Here is a 19,561-nt window from a genome sequence, read left to right on the forward strand (position 1 = left end):
TCCTATAATTCTTTCATAATTTCATTTGCTGCATTAATACAATCATCTATCATTTCATCAGTAATTGCAGTTGAGATAAATCCTGCTTCATATTGAGAACAAGCAAAATAGAAACCTCTTTTTATCATTTCATGGTGAAATTTACCAAATCTATCAAAGTTGCAAAATTCACTTACTTCTTTAAAGTTTTTTGGTTCTTTATCAGCAAAAAAGAAACCAAACATTGAACCAATAGTTCTAACTTGAAGTCCAATAGAATTTGCATTTGCAGCTTCTTTTAAACCATCAACTAATCTTTGTGCTTTTTTATTTAGTTCTTCATATAATGAAGTATTTGATTTAATTTTTCTTAAACTTGTAAGCCCAGCTGCCATTGCAACAGGATTTCCACTTAAAGTTCCAGCTTGATAAACTGCTCCATCAGGAGATAAATGAGCCATAATATCTTTATTTGCAGCAAAGGCTCCAACAGGCATACCACCACCAATTACTTTTCCAAATGTTACAATATCACCTTTAACATCAATAACACCATGAGCTCCTGTCGAAGAAACTCTAAATCCAGTCATAACCTCATCTAAAATTAATAAAGCTCCATGTTTATCACAAAGTTCTCTACACTCTTTTAAAAACTCTTTGCTTGCTGGAACAAATCCCATATTACCTGCAATTGGTTCAATTATAATACAAGCTATATCATCTGATTGCTCAAAACATTTTTTTAGATCTTCTATATTATTGTATTCGCAAACTAAAGTATGTTTTGTTAAATCAGCTGGTACTCCTGGAGAACTTGGTGTTCCAAATGTTGCCATTCCTGAACCTGCTTGTACTAAAAGTGAATCAGAATGTCCATGATAACAACCTTCAAACTTAACAATATTATTTTTTCCAGTAACACCTCTTGCTAGTCTAATTGCTGACATTGTTGCTTCTGTTCCAGAATTTACAAACCTTACTTTATCAATATTGTCATACATTTCTACAATTTCTGCAGCAAGTTCTGTTTCTAAAACTACTGGTGCCCCAAATGATAAACCTTTTTTAACTGTTTGGATAACTGCTTGCTCAATATCACTATCACAATGTCCAAAAATCAAAGGTCCCCAACTTTGAACAAAATCTAAATATCTATTTCCATCAACATCTATTAAATACGCTCCTTCTCCTTTTTCTATAAAAGGAGGTGTTCCCCCAACACTTTTAAATGCTCTAACAGGAGAGTCAACCCCACCAGGAATTACTTCACAAGCGTCATTATAAGCTTTAACTGATTTTTCAAACATATTAATATCCTATTTCTCATTATTTTTTCTAAAAGTTTTTCAATTTCTTCTATAATTAAAAGCAACATTCTACTATAATTGCGTTATGAAACTTATTATACCAGCTTTTATTTTATCAATAATTCTTCATCTTTTATTTTTAATGAATTTTGAAACAAAAAAAACTGAGCCTAAAAAGCAAAATAAACAAGTAGAAAAACCAATTAATAAATCTGCTGTAAAGTATGTAAAATTAAAACCTAAACCTGAAAATAAACCAAAAGTCATAGAAAAAACTGAACCTAAGAAAAGTATAAAAAAGGTTGAAAGACCAAAGAAATTTAAAGAAGCAAAAAAACCACCTAAAACTGTAAAAAAAAGGGAAGTAGTAAAAATACCAAAACCTAAAAAAGAGATAAAAGAACCCAAGATAACTTTTAAGCAAAGAGAAAAAGATATTGAAAAAAGATCTTTAGAAAACTTTTTATTAGCTGAACCCATTCCTTTAGATAAAGAAATGTTAGATGAAATTACAAAGAGTTATTTAGATCTTTATGGGGAAGAGTATAACTCTTTTACAAAAGTTCAGAAAGTTTTTATTCAAAATAGTATTAAATCTATTGTTCAAATCACAAGAAATCATTATAGATTTCCAGAACTTGCCATTAAACTTAGAAAGAATGATTTTAACATTGTTGAATTTGTTTTACATCCAAATGGAGATATAAGTAATTTAAGAATTGTAAAACCTGGAAACTATTCTTTTTATGATAAATCTATTTTAGAAGCAATTGAAATTGCATATAAAGATTACCCTAGACCTAAGGAACCTACAAAAATAAAATTTTATATAACTTATAATGTTTATTAGTTTTACATCATTTTAACCATAAAAAAAGTAAAATTCTATTTTATTTAATAAATACAATTGGATTTTTAATGTTAACAGATAAGATAAGAAATAAAGAAGGTGGAATTTTACTATATGGAATTACACCACCAAAAATAAAACACACAAAAGAAGAGATTAAAGAAATTGCAAATAAGCATATTGATAGAATCTCAAAACTAAATGTAGATGGACTTGTTTTATATGATATTCAAGATGAATCAGATAGAACAGATGAAAAAAGACCTTTTCCTTTTATAAAGACTTTAAACCCTTGTGAATATTCAAGAAATTATTTACAAGAACTAAAAACTCCAAGAATAGTTTATCGAGCAGTGGGAAACTATACAGCTAAACAGTTTACCGCTTGGTTAGAGCAAACAAGAGAAACTCAAGTTCATTCTGTATTTGTTGGAGCTGCTAGTCATGAGCAGCAAACAAATATTACTCTTAAAGAAGCTTACTCTTTAAAAAGAGAAGTAAATGATAATTTATGTCTTGGAGGAATAGCAATTCCAGAAAGACACTCAAAAAAGCATGATGAACATCTAAGAGTTGCTTCAAAGATAAATGAATCTTGTGAATTCTTTATAACACAATGTGTTTATGACCTTGAAGCTTCTAAAATCTTCTTAACAGACTATGCTAAATATGTAAAAGAAAATAGTATTGATGCTGTTCCTATTATTTTTACTTTAACACCTTGTGGAAGTTCAAAGACCTTAGACTTTATGAAATGGTTAGGAATAAATATTCCTAACTATTTAGAAGAAGAATTAAAAGAATCAAAAGATATTCTAGCTGAATCAGTAAAACTATCAAAAGAGATTTTTGAAGAACTATTTATTTTTGGCAAAAAAAGAGATATACCAGTAGGTTGCAATATTGAAAGTGTTGCAATTAGAAAAGCAGAAATTGATGCTTCTGTAGAACTTCTTGAAGAAGTTAAAAAAATAATAAAAAAACACTCTTAAAGTAAAGTTATTGAAATTAGTTTTAAAGAACAATAGTATTTTTTTTATTATTGTTCTTCTTTTAACTAGTTTTTATATTTTAGATACTTCAATTTATAAGTATCTTGAATACAATTTATATTCAATAGAAAAACTTCAATTATGGCGTTTATTTACAGCAAACTTTTTACACACAAACTTTTATCACTTTATTCTAAATACTTTTGCCTTTACATTTATTTTTTTCTTATTCAAAAATAATTTTTCATTTAAATTTTATATTTTTTTATTTACTTTTTTATGTTTTGCAGTAAGCACTTGTATCTACTTTTTTTCCAAAGATATTATAAATTATGTTGGATTATCTGGTGTTTTACATGGTTTATTAATTTATAGTTTATATCTAGAAAAAAAATCAAAATTAAACTATCTTATGATTTTAATAATATGGCTTAAAGTTATTTATGAACAAATATTTGGAGCAAGCAAGCAAATTGAAGAACTTATAAAAGCCCAAGTAGCAATTGATGCACACTTCTATGGAGTAATATTAGCTACATTTATCTATTTTATAACTAAACGATATATAAAGATTAAAAATAATAATTACAAGAATTTATCTCAAAATTAATTAAAAAATATAATCTATTCTTTACTGCTATATAGATAAAATACAAAATGGAAAAATTAAAAAACATAGAACTTTTTAACTCATTAAATGATACTCAATTAAAAAAAATCAAAGAAATAACTTTATTTAAAAACTTTGATAAAAATACTATTCTCTTTTTTGAAGGAGAGAAACCTAAGTATTTTTATTTACTTTTGGATGGAAATGTAAAAGTATATAAAATTGACCATAAAGGAAATGAAATTATAGTGCATAATTTTGTAGGTCCAACTTTGGTTGCTGAAACTGCAAGTCTAGATGACTTACTTTTCCCTGCAAATTGTATATGCTTAGAAAATTGTAGATTTGCACTTATAAAAAAAGAAGAGTTTCATCATATCTTAAAAAATGATAGTGAAATTTCTTTTCAAATAATAAAATCTTTAGCTAAAAAAATCAGATATATGAATACTTTTATTGATAGTAGTTTAGTCTTTGATATAGATACAAGAATAGCTAAATATATAAACAAAAGCCCAGAAGAGTTTAAAAGTAAAAAAAATAAGATAATTGCAGCTGAATTAAATATTTCCCCTGAAACTTTTTCAAGAAGTCTAAAAAAATTTAAAGATTTAGAAATTATAGATAAAAACCTAAATCTTTTGAATAAAGATAAACTTCAAACATTTATAAAATAAGATGTTATATAGCACTTTTTCAAGTGCTATATTTTTCTTTTCATAAATTTCTTTTGTAAAAATATTAAACTTAATAACAATAATAAGCTATAAATACTACCTCCTGCACTTTCATCCTTCCTTTCAATCTGTCCTAATGTGTTTTGAGCTATTGCAAGTGATGTTTTAATTTCATTATTTTTTAAACCATCTAAATCTTTACCATCTAAATCAGTTATTGTGATTTTTATAGTATTATCATCTACTTTTTCCCACTTATTAGAATCCAATAAACTATAAACTTGAGACTCATATTCTTTCATATATATCAATAATTTTTCAGGTAAAAATGAAGATAACTTCAAAGTAACTGTTGTTGAATCCTTTGAAGAATCATTTAAAACTGTTGTAAAAGTTAGATTTCCTAGAGAATACTCTAATCCTGGTTCTCCTAAAGTCAAATCATCTTCAATCAAATCTCCAATTCCGGTATTATCAGGTATTTCTGTTTCCATACTTTCTACACTAACGTTTTGTAAATTCATACTTTCTTCAACACTTATAGAAATAGTACTATCATTTAATAATTTGATATCTTCTATAGAGTTTGAACTAAAAGCTAAATCTCCTGCTTCTAAAGCATCAATAATCCCATCGCCATCACTATCCTTAGGATTATTAATATCTTCTCCTACTTCTATATAGTCTGGAATACCATCACCATCAGTATCAAGTTTACAAGGATCTAATCCTAATCTAATAGCATCTTCATCACTTATTCCATCATCATTACAATCAGCTCCTACTAATCTTGCCGTTCCCATTGGTGCAGGTTCAATAGTTAAAGGGAAAACTCCTGGAATTTGAGTACCTAAAATACCATCTAAAACTCCATCTTCTGCATCTATTGTATTTATTTCTAAACTATTATCTGTTTTTATTATTTCGAAAGTGATTGTTGTATTTGCTCTTGGATTACCTAAATCAGGCTTATATATTTGAAATTGTGGAAAGATAGTATATGTTCCATCTGTATTATCTACAAAATTAATAATATCATTGTCTGGATCTGCATTATCAATATCATGGAAGGCATAATTAAATCCAACAGACAAAGTAGTACCTGTTATAACTACTTCTTTTTTATCAAAATCCCAAGTCCAAGGAACACTTCTAACACCATAACCTAAAACATTCCCTGTGGGGTGAGCTCGAACTGTAATTTGATAATCTCCTGTATAAACACCTGTTAAACCTGCTGTTCCTGCTGCATAAATATTTGTAGAAACAAATATTGCACCTAGAAGTAAATATTTTTTTATTTGTTTTTTCATTTTTTCTCCAATTCTATTACCATTTATAAACTAAACCAGCAGTAAGATTAAAGCCTGCACCAGGTATGAAGTTTGGTAAATCAGGGGCACTTAAACCTCTAACGACATAAGCTGTTTGATAAACTTCATCTGTAATATTATTTAGGTCAAGAAATAATCTAAGGTTTTTTGTAATGTTATAACTTGTTTCTAAACCCAAAAGATAATAAGCATCTTGTTTAGTACTTTCTGTATTATAATGGTCTATATAAGTTTTTTCTGGTTGCAACCTTAGATTTGCACCTAAATACCATGAACTATTTGGCCAATACCCAAATTCTGCTTGAATTAGATGTTTAGGAACACCTGCTAAATACTTTCCTTCATATTCTCCATCATCAAAAGTAAAATGACTATAATTGTAAATTAGTTTTGATACAAATTTATCATTTTCTAAAAATACTGAATCAATAAAATGTTTTACACCTAACTCAATTCCTTTATGTATAGTTTTTCCATCATAATTTATAGTTTTTCCATTTACTGCAAAGTCCCCTACTACAGATATCAATTCATCATCTACTTCTGAATAATAAAATGCCGTACTAAAATCAAAGTTTTCATATTTTGTACTTACCCCAACTTCAAAAGTTTTTGCTTTTTGCATTTTTAAATCATTTATTTGAACATGATCATTTAAAGGATTTCCTGGATTTGCAACAACTGTTGCAAGTTGCCAAAAGTTTGGAGATTCTGAACTGGTACTAAAATTTGTATATAATCTTAAGTCTTCATAGGGTTCATAGATAAGCCCTACTTTAGGATTTAAAACTGAATATGAAAAATCACTGTCTAAAAGATTTTTACTTTTATTATCTGTTATTTCTCTCTTATTTAATACCCACTGAACTGAAGCTAAGGCTTTTAAATCACTTGTTAATTCTTGTGTTACTTGACCACCAAGAACAACATTTGAAGCATCTAAATCAACATCTGCAATTTTTCGTAAAATACTTCCATCTAAAGGATTTATACTTTTATATGTTCTTGGCATTTCACCTTTATTTGCAGAAACAAATAATAAATAGTTTGTTAAGAGGTTATTTTTTAGAAGATGATTATAATTAAAAGAATAATCTAGTCCAAAATTACGAATGTCAGTTTCCATTTCAGTTAAAGGATTTCTAAAAGTATCTTCAGTCTTTGAAGTATAAAAACCTATTTTTTGAACTGAATTCTCTGTAAAAACTTTTGTTTTATTTGCTAGTCTATACTCTTTTGATTCTCTTTTTGGTTTTCTAATTGAGATATTTAAAAGTTCACCTAAAGGTCCATGTCCTTCTCCCATAACAAGTTCTGGATTGTTTTTTGCTTCTTCTTTTCTTAATAAAAATGGAATATCAAAATCATTTTTTGTATAGTTAAAATAAGTTCTATTATCCCAATTTTCCTCAGTGTACCCCAAGTTAAAAGCTATACTATCTCTTTTACCTTCACTATGATTACGAAAACCTTCTTGTTGAGAATGACTTGCATATAAATGATAATCGAATTTACCTATTTTTTCTGCAAATGTCATTTTTGCTTTTCTAAATTCAAAAGAACCAACTTCAAAGGCTAAAGAATTTGAACTATTATATGCATTTCTAATATTTAAATCAATCGCCCCACCTAAGGTAGTAGCTCCATAACGCATTGCATTACTTCCCCTATATATAGATAAGTGATCAGCTTGTTCAGGGTCAATCATTCCTATAATAAAAGAACCATCTGGATGATTTAAAGCCAACCCATCATAGAGTATTTGGATTCCTCTATTTACAGGGTTATCTTGAATCCCTGAACCTCTAATATTAATTCGTGGTTGGTCATTTCCTCCAAAAAACTCTTGAACAATAATTCCTGGTTCATAGTTTAAAACTTTTGAAATAGAAGCTTTACTAGAAGTAATATCATCCATCTTTATAAGATTTGTTCCTCCTGGAACTTCTTTTAATGTATTTTCTAAATCTATAGTTTCTGGATTTTTTTTATTTACTGATTCTTGTATAGTTATATCATCTAATTTCACGTCTTCTTTTCCTTGAGAAGCAAATAAAATATTTGCTCCTAAGAATAAAGATATAATTACATACTTATTTAAATTGTAAGGCATAATATTTTCTCTCTTATTTTTTTCTTTTAAATAATGTTAAAGCTAGTAAAGAAAGTAATAACCAAGAAAAGCTTCCTCCACTTCCTCCTGAACTACCACTATTATCTGTATTATCATTTCCACTATTTGTCTCATCTTCTATTATTCCATTTGCTATTAATGAGTTTTTTAGATGTTCTTTTACTTCTTCCATTGGTTTTATCTCTATATTTGCTGCTGTTAGTACTTCTTCTACATTAAAATCACTTGATTGGATATCTCTTATTCCTTCTGCTTCTAATGCTGCTACTGATATATCATCTATCTCTATGTTTTCTGTTGTTGTATCACTATCTAATGATTGCAGAAATTGTGCTATTTTTAGTACGGTTTCATTTTCTAAATTATCTCTTTGCACTCCTACTATATCTTGAATAAAAATCTTTCCATCTTCATTTACTTTTGAGATTGTCCCTATTTTTACATTCCCTACTGAAAATTTTACTTCTCCTGAGCCATAATAGAAACTCCCATCTTCTCCTATCTCTCCTTCATAGCCTGGATTTAAATTAACAAATTCTAATTCAGATGGTGTAGACTGAGTATATGTATATTTAATACCTTCAACTGCTGAATCAATAAAGTATACTTTTCTTTTTTCTCCCATTGCAAAGATTACCGAACCTCTAAGACCTTCTTCATCAAAAGCATCAAAACTAATTTGATTTTCAGATATTTTTTCCCAAGTTATTTTTGTATAATCATAATAAGATATTGTTTTCCCTGTTTCTGGATCAATCTCATTATCACTAGAATATTTTTGAATACCTAAATATGCTTGAAAGTTTTCAGGAATTTTATCCTCAAAAGACATAATAAGTTTTTGAGTTTTATCTTTGACAAAAGCAAGATCATCATGAAAATTTAGATTAAGTGTTTTATAATATATTTCTACACCATTTTCATTTGTTTTAGGTGGAATATCTCCACTAGTCTTAATAACAACATGAGTACTTCTATTTTTTAACTCAGGATTATAGTCTTCAAAAAATAAAGACTGACCATTTAATCTATATTTTCCTTGATTCTCAATAGAAAAAGATGGACCAATTTCATTTGTAAATTTACCTAAAAGATAACCTTTTTGAGCTTCCTCTCCACCTTCTAAATAATTAGGAATTCCATCTTCATCTGTATCTTCAGGAGTATAAATAGTTATCATTTCATCTATATCATTTATTCCATCTCCATCAGTATCTAATACATTCTTATCTAATCCTAAGAATTCTGCTTCAATATCTGTAATTCCATCATTGTTACTATCTTCTCCTGTATCTTTTTTCATCTCTACAGAGTAGTAACTTGGTTGAACAACAAGAGGAAAAACATTTGCAATTCTTCCTCCTGGAATACCATCTAATTCTCCTCCATCTGTTTCATAATCTAAACTTTCAATTTTTAATTTTTCATTCTGAAAGCTAACTTTAAATTTACCAGTAGTGTTACCAAAAGGATAACTTTGTAGCGAAAGATGAATTTTTTTACCAAAATCAACAAGATATGTACCATCATTATTATCAATAATATCCATTGTAATTTCATCTTCTGAACTTATATGAGGATAGGTTTCTTTAGCCTCAACCCAGTTAGAATTTTCATCCATATGTGCACCATCTTTTTCTTCCTTAACATTTTGATTATAAGGTTGAAATCTCACTCTAATGCCTTCTAAAGCATAAAGTTGACTTCCACCCCAAGTAACTTTCATATTATCAAAATCCCATTTCCATAAGCCATTATTTACACTATAACCCAAAGTTATATACTCTACACCTTCACTTGATGTTTTAAGAGGAAGTCCAGATACAAATCCTGATGCATTTTCATCCGCTGTATTCATTAATAGCCTATAAGTTCCAACATAAGTTCCAGTTGGTTTTGTATAAGATGTTTCTTCTGCTGCAAAAGCAGTTCCTGCGCTTGACAATAACGCCCCTGCAAGTAATATATTATGTATTGTTTTCATTGTTATCCTTTATTTTTTAAAGTTAAAATTATTTTGTATATTAAAAGAGTAAGAGTAAATAAAAAGTGAATATCCCAAAAGGGATACTTACTTTTTATTTATAAAATCAATTTGTATATCCATACCAATTTAATTCAACAGGGAAAGTTCCAGTTGTAGAACTAGATATAGTACCAGGGACACCATTTGATTCTGTATCTACAGAGATAATAGTCAAACCATTAACTGTTTCTGTGATATCAAGTGTAGTTGAGAAAGTAAAGATAGGAGAACCAAAAAAACTAAAATTAGGTTGAAAAGTATAATTTATAGTATATGTTCCATCACCATTTGAAACTAAAGTTTTAGGTCCTGCTATTGTATATTGAATACCTGTACCTAAAAGAGCATCAACTTTACCATTTTGAGTAGTTATTGTTCCATTATCAAAATCTAAAGTCCAATTATAACTTTTTTGAGTGGTTCCGAATTGAGCATTACCTTGATCTGGTCTATGGGCATTAAAATCATATGTCCCACTATGTACTCCTGTTATACCTGGTGTTCCTGCTACTAAAGAACTAGCACCTAAAGAAAGAGCTAATAGCCCTGCTAAAATAATTTTACTAATTTTCATTTTTACTCCTTTAATTAATTAGTTCAAGAATGATACCAAATATCATTATTAAAAATATTGATTTAAATCAAGATTTTATATATTTATATATATTTTAATTATTCATTATTATTTTGCTAAAATAATGAAAATAAAATCTTGGAGTAATTATTTGCCTGGTCGCTTAGCTATATTTGATGATAAATCTTTTAAGAATGATGTTAAAGAATTAATATCAAACGATATGATAAGAATTATAAATAAAAAGTATAATATTCCACCTACTTTACCAATTCCTACTTTACTAAATAATGGTAATTATTTATATGCTCATTTTGGATATCTTCCTTCTTGGGCTAAAGATAAAAAAAGTATGAATATAAATGCTAGAAGTGAATCAATATTTGAAAAAGTAACCTTTAGAGAATCCTATAAATATAGAAGATGTATTATTCCTATTAATGGTTTTTTCGAATGGGAAATAGAAGATAAAGAAAAAACTCCTTATTTTGTAAAAGATAAAGAGCAAGATTATTTAGCTATTGCTGGGATTTGGGATGAATACTTTGATAATGAATTAAATATGAATATAGTTACCGTTGCTTTGATTACTTGTGATGCAAATGAAAAACTAGGGAAAATTCATCATCGTATGCCAATTGTTTTAGAAAAAAAAGACTTTAAAATTTGGCTTTATAGCGAAAGTCTAAAAGAGACAAATTCACTTTTCAAAGTTTATCCAAGTGAGAAATTAGAACTTTATAAAGTTACCCAAGATGTAAATAAAGTTCTTTTTGATGAGAAATCTTGCATTGAAAGAGTTGAAAAAATCAAAAAAGGACAGCAAACTCTTTTTTAGAGTTTACTGCAAATATTATTTTACTGTTGCTAAAACCAATTCTCTTAAAGTTTTACAGGCAACTGCTGTTGAAACACCACTAGCATCAAACTTAGGACTTAATTCAACAATATCCATTCCCACTACATTTTCTAGTTTACTTAAAATTTTTATGATTTCCATCATTTGATGAAATGAAATTCCACCTGGTTCTGGAGTACCTGTTCCAGGGAAAACTGAAGGGTCTAATACATCTAAATCAATTGTGATATATACTGGTTTTTCTTTTAATCTTCTTACACAAGATTCTAAAGTATTATAAGTAAACTTTTCTAAATGAGTATGTTTTTTAGCCCATTCAAACTCTTCTTTTAATCCACTTCTTATACAAAATTGATTTACATTTCCATCACCTACTTGGTCATAAATTCTTCTTAAAACAGTAGCATGACTTAAGGCTTCTCCCAAGTAATCATTTCTTAAATCAGTATGGGCATCAAAGTGAATAATTTGTAGATTCTTATATTTTTTACTTAAAGCTTTTACAGGAGCGAGGGATACTAAATGCTCTCCTCCTATCATAATTGGTATTTTATTTGCTTCAATAATTTCTTGTGTTAAATCTTGAATCATTCGTAAAGCATTTTTTTTGTCTCCAAAAGGAAGTTCTAAATTACCATAATCAAATAATTCTAAATCTTCTAAATCTTTATCAAAATATGGACTGTAACTTTCAATTGCCCAAGAGTCTTCTCTCATAGCATTAGGAGCAAACCTTGCGCCTGGTTTAAAAGAAGTAGTTCCATCAAAAGGAGCTCCAAATAAAACAGCTTTAGCTTGAGTAAAATCATCTTCAAAACCTATAAAACAATTATTCTGTGCTTGCATTTTTATAATCGCCTTTCAAAATTATACATATCCATGTATCTAAATGCTAATAAATTTTCTAATATCGCAAATAATGCAATAAAGTTAATAAAGGAACTTCCACCATATGAAAAAAGTGGTAAAGGAAGTCCAACAACAGGTGCATATCCTATAACCATAAGTATATTAATACTCATATTTAGAAATATCAATAAACCTAAACCGGAGGCAAAAGAACGAATTACAAAATCATCATAAAAATAATAATTAAAGGAAAGAAGATGATAAATAAGTAAGCCATAGACAAAAATTAAACCTATAGCACCTAAGAAACCATATCTTTCTACAAAATATGCAAATATAAAATCACTTGTAGCAATTGGTAAAAACTTTAATTGAGTTTGTGTTGCTTCATCAGAATCTTTTCCTACTAAGCCACCATTTCCTATTGCAATAATTGATTGTTGAACTTGATAACTTGGCTTTTCAGATAAAAAATCTTTTATTCTTTTCTTTTGATAATCTTTAATTAAATTTGTGTAAATAAAAGGTGAAGCAATTGCAATAGTAATAAAAATACCAGTCCAAATTCTCCAATTTACTCCAATAATAAATAAAATTCCATATCCAACTAATAAAAGAACCAATGCCGTTCCTAAATCAGGTTCCTTTGCAATTAATACAAAAGGTAAAACTATATAAAATGAGAAATAAAGAAAATCTTTAAAATTATATCCATCATCACTTGGAGGCTTATTATGAATTAAATGTCCTAACATTAAAATAAAAACAGGTTTAAAAAGTTCACTTGGCTGAATTGTCATATTTATAAGTGGTATACTTAACCATCTTTTTGCACCAAGTTTCGTCACACCCCAAAATTCAACAGCTAATAAAAGAAAAATCCCCAACCAATATAAAATAGGAATAAGTCTAATATTTCTTCTAATAGGTAAAATAAAAACTATACAAAATACTATAAGTGCAACTGTAAAATAAATTAATTGTTTATTCGCTAATATACGATTTGTTTCACTTATAAGGTTATAAGATAACAATACTAATGGAAGTATGAATATAATCATTAAATAATCAAAATGTGAAATAATTCTTTTGTCAAATAAACGCATAGTGAAAGAGTACCCAAATATGAATAAAAACTTTATTGTTCAAGAAAATAATAGACTAGATAAATTTTTAAGTTTACAAATTGAAGCATCAAGAAATCAAATAGAACAACTTATAAATAAATCTTATGTAAAAGTTGATGGAGAAACTACTACAAAAAGAGGTTTAAAATTAAAACCTGAACAAAAAGTAGAAGTTTATTTTCCAGAAGCTCAAATAAATCCAATAAAAGATGAAAACTTCATTAAAGATTCACTTAAAGATAAAAATATTGAAAAAATATATGAAGATGATTATATTTTAGTTGTGAATAAGCCTTATAATTTAACAGTGCATGATGCACCTAGTGTAAAAGACGCTACTTTAGTGGATTGGCTAAAGTTAAATAATATCTCTTTATCAACACTTAGTGGAGAAGAAAGACATGGAATTGTTCATAGACTAGATAAAGGAACAAGTGGTGTAATGGTTATTGCAAAAACAAATGAAGCTCATACTGAACTATCTAAACAATTACAAGATAAAAGTATGGGTAGATATTATCTTGCAATAATTGATTTACCTTTAAAAGATAATATAATAATTGAAAAACCTATTGCAAGAAATCCTAATAATAGACTAAAAATGAGTATTCAAGAAAATGGTAAATATGCAAAATCTGCTTTTTGTAAACTTACAAATTCTAATAATGAAAAATATGAGTTAATTGCTTGTAAATTATTTACAGGAAGAACCCATCAAATAAGAGTGCACTTAAGCTCTATGAATAGGCATATTTTAGGGGATAATTTATATGGATTTAAGGGCGAATTAAATAAAATTAATAGATTTTATTTGCATGCATACAATCTTTATTTAATTCATCCTATTACAAAAGAAAAAATGAATTTTACAGCAAAACTTTCAAATGACATGCATAGCTTTTTAGAAAAAAAATTTAATATGGAGATAGTAAATGACAAAATTAATGAAAATAGTATCATTAACAACTTTAACTTTGCTTATTAGTGGTTGTTCTTATAAAAATGTCAATTCAACAAAACCAAAAATAGATGAAACTTTAGAAGTAGTTGATTCAGCTTCAATTAGAAGTATCTCAGACATAAATGCCATCGCTTTTGAATGGAGAAAAGTTGATGACCCTAGAGTTACTGGATATCATTTTTATAGAGCTAACTTACAAAAAGATGGTTCAAAACTTAAACTAATTGATACTATAGAAAATAGATATACAACTCACTATCTTGATGAGGACTTAGAACCAAATACAAAATATATTTATAAAATATCTTCTGCAACAGCAAGTGAAGTAGAATCAAAAACAACAAATAACTATACTACTTCAACTCTACCTGTTATGGAAGGAGTTAGTTTTATTCAAGCTATTTCAAATCTTCCTAGACAAATAAAAATCATATGGAGACCTCATTCTAATCAAAGAATTGAAAGTTATGAAATTCAAAGAAAAACTCCTACAACAAGTGAATGGGAAGAAATAGAAACCGTAGATGGAAGACTTCAAGCTGAATATATAGATATGGATTTAGAAGACAATGTAGTATACCACTACAGAGTTATTGCAAAAACTTTTGATGATATAGAAACAATGCCTAGTGCTTTAGTTAAAGCACAAACAAAACCTTTACCAGATGGAATTATAAGTTTAAGAGCAAGTAATGACTTACCAAGAAAAATTGCTCTTAACTGGCAAGCTTCAAAGTCTTCTGATGTTATAAAATATAATATTTACAGAAGTACAAATGCAGAAAATAGTTTCTCACTTTTAAAAACAGTAGGTGCTAAAACTTTAACTTATGAAGACTTTATAAATGAAGATGGAAAAGTATATTTCTATAAAGTAAGCTCAATAGACAATGATGGCTTAGAGAGTAATTTAAATGTAAACGCTGTTATGGGGATTACTTTAGGAAAGTTGAAAAAACCTATTATGACTTTAGCTCAAATTCAAGGTGAAAAAGCCATTCTGAACTGGTTAGCAGGTGATAATAGAGCTGCTTCTTATACTGTATATAAGACTATAAAAGAAGGATTATTTAAATCTAAAACTATTAAATTTCAAGGAATAAAAGCCCTTAGATTTGAGGATAAAGATATAGTAAGAGGTGTTGAATATAATTATGCGATTCAAGCTGTAGATAGAAATGGTATTGTTTCAGAGGTTACAAATAAAACAGAATTAGTATTACCTAAGCTAGTGGAAATGAATTAAATAAATGCCTCATATAATTTTTGAAAAAGATAATAACAATATTACTGTGCCATCAACAATTGATGGTACACAATTTGAGTTTATTGCAAAATCATACAACTTTACTCAAAAACAAAGAAAAGAAGAATATAGAATTTCTACAAAAAAAGATGATAAAAGATTTTTACTAACTTTAAAAGAAAAAAATGAAAACTACCTTTTAAAAGCAGACAAAGTAACAAGAATTAGTCCAGTTCAAATATTAAAAGATTCTATAAACTCTTATATAAAATTAAGAGAATCAAAAATAATCTCTTCAAACACTCAAAATTTTAATAAAAAAGTTGAGCCTTCACAAGAATATCTTAAAGATATGGACTTTTTTGTTAATGATTTTAAAACACAAAAAGAGATTCAAATTGAAATAGGTTTTGGAAGTGGAAGACATCTTTTACATCAAGCAAAAAACAATCCTAATATTCAATTTATTGGACTAGAAATACATACTCCTTCTATTGAACAGTTATTAAAACAAATAAAGATACAAGAACTTAAAAATATTTTAGTAGTAAATTATGATGCAAGACTCTTTATGGAATTTATTTCTTCAAATAAAGTTGGAAAAATATTTGTTCATTTTCCAGTTCCTTGGGATAAAAAACCTCACAGAAGAGTCTTTTCTAATGCTTTTATAAATGAAGCTTTAAGAGTATTAAAAATAGATGGAACATTAGAATTAAGAACTGATAGTAGAAAATATTTTGATTATTGTGTAGAACTACTTACAAACCTTCCTAAAGGTAAAATAACTATTGATATAAATAAAGACTTAGAAGTATCTAGTAAATATGAAGATAGATGGAAAAAACAAGGTAAAAATATTTATGATGTAGTTTTAACTTGTAATCAAGAAGACAAAGATATAAATTTTGATTTTGATTTTTCTTTTGATGAATTTATTGATTTTGAAAATATTATAAAAGATATTCCTCAAAAAGCCATTGTAGAAGAAGACTTCTTTATCCATATTGAAGATATTTATACAATTGAAGATAAAACTAACTCAGGTTTAATTCAAATAACTTTTGGAAGTTTTGATAGACCCTTAAGTAAATATATTCTAATAGAAGAAGGTAAAGCCTCTTATTATCAAGATTCCCCTCTTCCTACAAGTGCAAATATAAAAGCACATAAACAATTGAAAGGGTTATTAAAGAAATGATTAGGGCAAAAAATATTTACCTTTCTTATGATGAAAACAAATATGTTATCAAAAAAGGTAACTTTGCTATCAAAGAGAAAGAGTTTATATTTATTGGCGGAACAAGTGGAAGTGGAAAATCTACTTTATTAAAATCTTTTTATGGAGAGATTCCTTTAAAACATGGAGAATTAAGAATTGCAGGACAAAATGTTTTTGGAATAAAAGGCAAAGCTTTAAGAAATTTAAGAAAAGATATAGGAATTATATTTCAAGATTATAAATTAATAAATGAATGGACTATTGAAGAAAATATTATGATTCCACTAAAAATCAATGGTTATTCAAATGATATTTCAAGGGAACAAGCTACAAAACTTTTAAACCATGTAAAACTTTCTCACAGAGCAGGATATTATCCAAATGAACTAAGTGGAGGAGAACAACAAAGAGTTGCAGTAGCAAGAGCCTTAGCCCATAATCCAAAAATAATTATTGCAGATGAACCAACTGGTAACTTAGATGACTATTCTGCTGAAGTTGTTTGGAATCTACTAAAAGGTGCAAATGAACAGCTAGGAATTACTGTTGTAGTTGTAACACATAGAGTTCCTAAAAACTTTGGTATTAGATTTAGGCAATTATCAATTGAAGATGGGATAATTTATGAAGTTTCTTAAAAATAGTTTTGCTTTCGTAATTCCATTAACTGCCATGTTAATCTCTTTTATAATTTATCTTTTTTCTTCAAATATATTAGAAAACTATAGAATAAAAATTGCAAATGACTACTCTATTGTTGTAATTACAAACACTCCATTAATAAAAGAAGACATTAGTCAACTTGCAGGAATAAATGTAGAAAAAATCATTACCCTAGAAAAAAAAGAGATAATTGATAATATAAAATCAAGTTTATCTGAAGCCTCAATTGAATTATTAAAAAGAAAACTTCCCCACTTTTATAAAATAAAGCTTGAAGTTTTTCCTACAACAAGCCAATTAGAAACTATCAAAAATAAACTATATGCAAATAAAAATGTAAGAAAAGTAGAAATCTTCTCAAAAAATCATAATAGTGTTTACCTTTTAATGCTTTTACTTAGTCAAATAAGTTTTATTCTCTTTACTATTATTACTATTTTTGCAATTATTATGATTGCAAAACAAATAAGAATTTGGTTTTATGAGCATCATGAAAAAATCACTATTCTTAAACTTCATGGTGCTTCTATTTTATACAGTTCTTCAACTATATTAAAATATGCAATTTTAAGCTCTTTTTTATCTTTTTTCATTGTATCTGCTACTTTTATATATTTAGTGGGTAATATTGGCGTATTACTACCTGATGATTTAGAGAATATTGTACAGATAACTCTTACAATAAATGAATCACTTCTACAAATATTTTTATTGTCATTTGGTATTTCAATACTAACAATTCTTGGTGTACTATTAAAATACAAATTTAAATATGATTAAAATATTAATTTCTTTATTAACAGTTATTACACTTTTTGCAGCTTCAACTAAAAGCATTGATAAAAAAATTGCAAATAATAAACAAATTTTAAAACAAAGTGAATCAATAAAGAAAAAAAGAGATTTACAAATTAAAATTTTGGCAAAACAAATAAATAATCAAAATAAAGAATTATCAAGAATCGAAAAAGCAATTGTAATAATAAATGATGATATAAAAAAACATCAAGAACAATTAGCAACTGCAAAAAAAGCGTTGAATGAACTACAAAAAAACTCTACTAATTTAATAAAAGAAAAAAAAGACAGTGAAGAAAAAATTGTAAATACAATAATAAATGAATTTTCTTCTTCTATAGCATTAAAGCTAGCAAGAGAAAGTAGTTTAGAAGAATTAGTAGATTCTGAAATATATACAATTCTTTCTGAAAATTCAAAGGATCAAATTCTTAAAATAAATAATAGTTATGAACTTTTAACTCAAAATAAGAAAGAAAATGAAAATAAAATTAGTTCAATTAGTTCTTATATAAAAGAAAGAAAAAAGAAGAAAAAAGAGTTAAATATTTTAAAATCCGCTCGTTCTAAATCTTTAGTTTCTTTAGAAAAAAAACACCAGCAATATCAAAAAGAACTAAAAAAAGCTGTACAAAAACAAGAATCACTAAAAGATTTACTTGGAAAATTAAATATTTTAAAAAAAGAAGAGATAGAAAAACAAAAAAAAGCAGCAATTACTAGAGCAAAAAGACTTGCTGCACAGAAAAAAAGAAAAACTAAAAAAAGTTCCCAGTATGAAGTAAGTGATAAAGAAAGAAATGAAAAATATGTTAAAAACTTAGACTTAGATGTTAGGATGATAGGTTCTTCAACTTCTGGAGTTAAAATTTCAAGATATAGAGGAAGAAAAACAATTGCACCTTTAGACTCTTTTAATGTAATTAAAAAATTTGGTACTTATTTTGACCCTGTTTATAAGATTGAACTTTTCAATGAATCAATTGTATTAAAAACAAAAAAACCACAAGCAAAAGTAAAAGCAATTTTTAATGGAAAAATTGTTTATGCAAAAAAAGATGCAGGTATGTTAGAAAATGTTGTTATTGTTCAACATAGAAATGGTCTACATACAATATATTCCCACCTAGATCAAATCTCTCCATCATTAAAAGTAGGACGATGGATAAAAAAAGGATATGTGGTAGGAAGAGTAAATGATACTCTAACTTTTCAAGCTACAAAAAATGAAATGCATGTCAACCCAAAAGATCTTTTTAAGATTTAATAAAATTTAAAATTATCTTTGTAAAAAAAATTAATTTTATTTTTAAATCTTTAAGGCTAATTTATATACAATAAAGCCTTTAAAGG

18 protein-coding genes are annotated in these 19,561 nt (G+C 27.2%); 11 read left to right on the plus strand and 7 right to left on the minus strand.

The features are described from left to right. Positions 1-2 precede the first annotated feature (2 nt). Entirely contained in the window at positions 3-1,286 is a 1,284-nt protein-coding gene (gene hemL, locus CP965_RS04035; RefSeq protein WP_129060759.1) for a glutamate-1-semialdehyde 2,1-aminomutase, read from the minus strand. A gap of 85 nt (positions 1,287-1,371) precedes the next feature. On the opposite strand from hemL, the gene CP965_RS04040 reads away from it, so the two are divergent. The 4 genes from CP965_RS04040 (at position 1,372) to CP965_RS04055 (ending at position 4,415) form a co-directional block, all read left to right on the plus strand. Beyond that, positions 1,372-2,136, plus strand: coding sequence for an energy transducer TonB family protein (locus tag CP965_RS04040; RefSeq protein ID WP_129060760.1), 765 nt, complete (start codon positions 1,372-1,374; stop codon positions 2,134-2,136). A gap of 68 nt (positions 2,137-2,204) precedes the next feature. Continuing rightward, positions 2,205-3,128, plus strand: coding sequence for a methylenetetrahydrofolate reductase (locus tag CP965_RS04045; RefSeq protein ID WP_129060761.1), 924 nt, complete (start codon positions 2,205-2,207; stop codon positions 3,126-3,128). Positions 3,129-3,138: 10 nt separating this feature from the next. Beyond that, positions 3,139-3,738: a rhombosortase gene (rrtA, locus tag CP965_RS04050; protein WP_129060762.1), complete on the plus strand. Its 600-nt coding sequence runs from the start codon at positions 3,139-3,141 to the stop codon at positions 3,736-3,738. Between the two features lie 47 nt (positions 3,739-3,785). Then, a complete protein-coding gene (locus CP965_RS04055; RefSeq protein ID WP_129060763.1) occupies positions 3,786-4,415 on the plus strand; it encodes a Crp/Fnr family transcriptional regulator in 630 nt (209 codons plus the stop codon). A gap of 26 nt (positions 4,416-4,441) precedes the next feature. Here the strand turns inward: CP965_RS04055 and CP965_RS04060 are convergent, their stop codons facing one another. The 4 genes from CP965_RS04060 to CP965_RS04075 form a co-directional block, all read right to left on the minus strand. Continuing rightward, positions 4,442-5,728 carry a choice-of-anchor U domain-containing protein gene (locus CP965_RS04060; protein ID WP_129060764.1) on the minus strand — a complete coding sequence of 429 codons (1,287 nt, stop codon included), beginning with the start codon at positions 5,726-5,728 and terminating at the stop codon, positions 4,442-4,444. A 16-nt stretch (positions 5,729-5,744) separates the two neighbouring features. Continuing rightward, entirely contained in the window at positions 5,745-7,862 is a 2,118-nt protein-coding gene (locus tag CP965_RS04065; RefSeq protein ID WP_129060765.1) for a TonB-dependent receptor family protein, read from the minus strand. A 13-nt stretch (positions 7,863-7,875) separates the two neighbouring features. Then, positions 7,876-9,867, minus strand: a complete 1,992-nt coding sequence (locus tag CP965_RS04070; RefSeq protein ID WP_129060766.1) for a GlyGly-CTERM sorting domain-containing protein — start codon at positions 9,865-9,867, stop codon at positions 7,876-7,878. A gap of 106 nt (positions 9,868-9,973) precedes the next feature. Next, positions 9,974-10,483, minus strand: a complete 510-nt coding sequence (locus CP965_RS04075) for a hypothetical protein (RefSeq protein ID WP_129060767.1) — start codon at positions 10,481-10,483, stop codon at positions 9,974-9,976. A gap of 124 nt (positions 10,484-10,607) precedes the next feature. On the opposite strand from CP965_RS04075, the gene CP965_RS04080 reads away from it, so the two are divergent. Next, on the plus strand, positions 10,608-11,321 hold the full coding sequence (locus tag CP965_RS04080; RefSeq protein WP_129060768.1) for an SOS response-associated peptidase: 714 nt from the start codon (positions 10,608-10,610) through the stop codon (positions 11,319-11,321). Between the two features lie 15 nt (positions 11,322-11,336). Here CP965_RS04080 and speB read toward each other — a convergent pair whose 3' ends face one another. Further along, entirely contained in the window at positions 11,337-12,188 is an 852-nt protein-coding gene (speB, locus tag CP965_RS04085) for an agmatinase (RefSeq protein ID WP_129060769.1), read from the minus strand. Positions 12,189-12,190: 2 nt separating this feature from the next. Continuing rightward, positions 12,191-13,297, minus strand: coding sequence for an FtsW/RodA/SpoVE family cell cycle protein (locus tag CP965_RS04090; protein ID WP_129060770.1), 1,107 nt, complete (start codon positions 13,295-13,297; stop codon positions 12,191-12,193). Between the two features lie 19 nt (positions 13,298-13,316). Between CP965_RS04090 and CP965_RS04095 the strand changes: the two genes are divergently transcribed. The 6 genes from CP965_RS04095 to CP965_RS04120 are packed head-to-tail and all read left to right on the plus strand — an operon-like array spanning position 13,317 to position 19,475. Continuing rightward, the gene (locus CP965_RS04095; protein WP_129060771.1) at positions 13,317-14,303 is read left to right on the plus strand and encodes an RluA family pseudouridine synthase; all 987 of its coding nucleotides are present in this window, start codon (positions 13,317-13,319) and stop codon (positions 14,301-14,303) included. Beyond that, entirely contained in the window at positions 14,251-15,525 is a 1,275-nt protein-coding gene (locus CP965_RS04100; RefSeq protein ID WP_228712666.1) for a fibronectin type III domain-containing protein, read from the plus strand. The genes CP965_RS04095 and CP965_RS04100 overlap by 53 nt, the downstream gene beginning before the upstream one ends. A 4-nt stretch (positions 15,526-15,529) precedes the next feature. Next, complete coding sequence (gene trmB / locus CP965_RS04105; RefSeq protein WP_129060772.1) at positions 15,530-16,726, plus strand: tRNA (guanosine(46)-N7)-methyltransferase TrmB; 1,197 nt, start codon at positions 15,530-15,532, stop codon at positions 16,724-16,726. Then, positions 16,723-17,385 carry a cell division ATP-binding protein FtsE gene (locus CP965_RS04110; protein WP_129060773.1) on the plus strand — a complete coding sequence of 221 codons (663 nt, stop codon included), beginning with the start codon at positions 16,723-16,725 and terminating at the stop codon, positions 17,383-17,385. Before trmB ends, CP965_RS04110 begins: the two co-directional genes overlap by 4 nt. Next, the gene (locus tag CP965_RS04115) at positions 17,372-18,190 is read left to right on the plus strand and encodes a cell division protein FtsX (protein WP_129060774.1); all 819 of its coding nucleotides are present in this window, start codon (positions 17,372-17,374) and stop codon (positions 18,188-18,190) included. Before CP965_RS04110 ends, CP965_RS04115 begins: the two co-directional genes overlap by 14 nt. Further along, on the plus strand, positions 18,183-19,475 hold the full coding sequence (locus CP965_RS04120) for a murein hydrolase activator EnvC family protein (RefSeq protein WP_129060775.1): 1,293 nt from the start codon (positions 18,183-18,185) through the stop codon (positions 19,473-19,475). The genes CP965_RS04115 and CP965_RS04120 overlap by 8 nt, the downstream gene beginning before the upstream one ends. The last annotated feature ends 86 nt before the right edge of the window (positions 19,476-19,561 follow it).

The sequence above is a fragment of the Halarcobacter mediterraneus genome (assembly GCF_004116625.1).
Lineage (GTDB): Bacteria > Campylobacterota > Campylobacteria > Campylobacterales > Arcobacteraceae > Halarcobacter > Halarcobacter mediterraneus.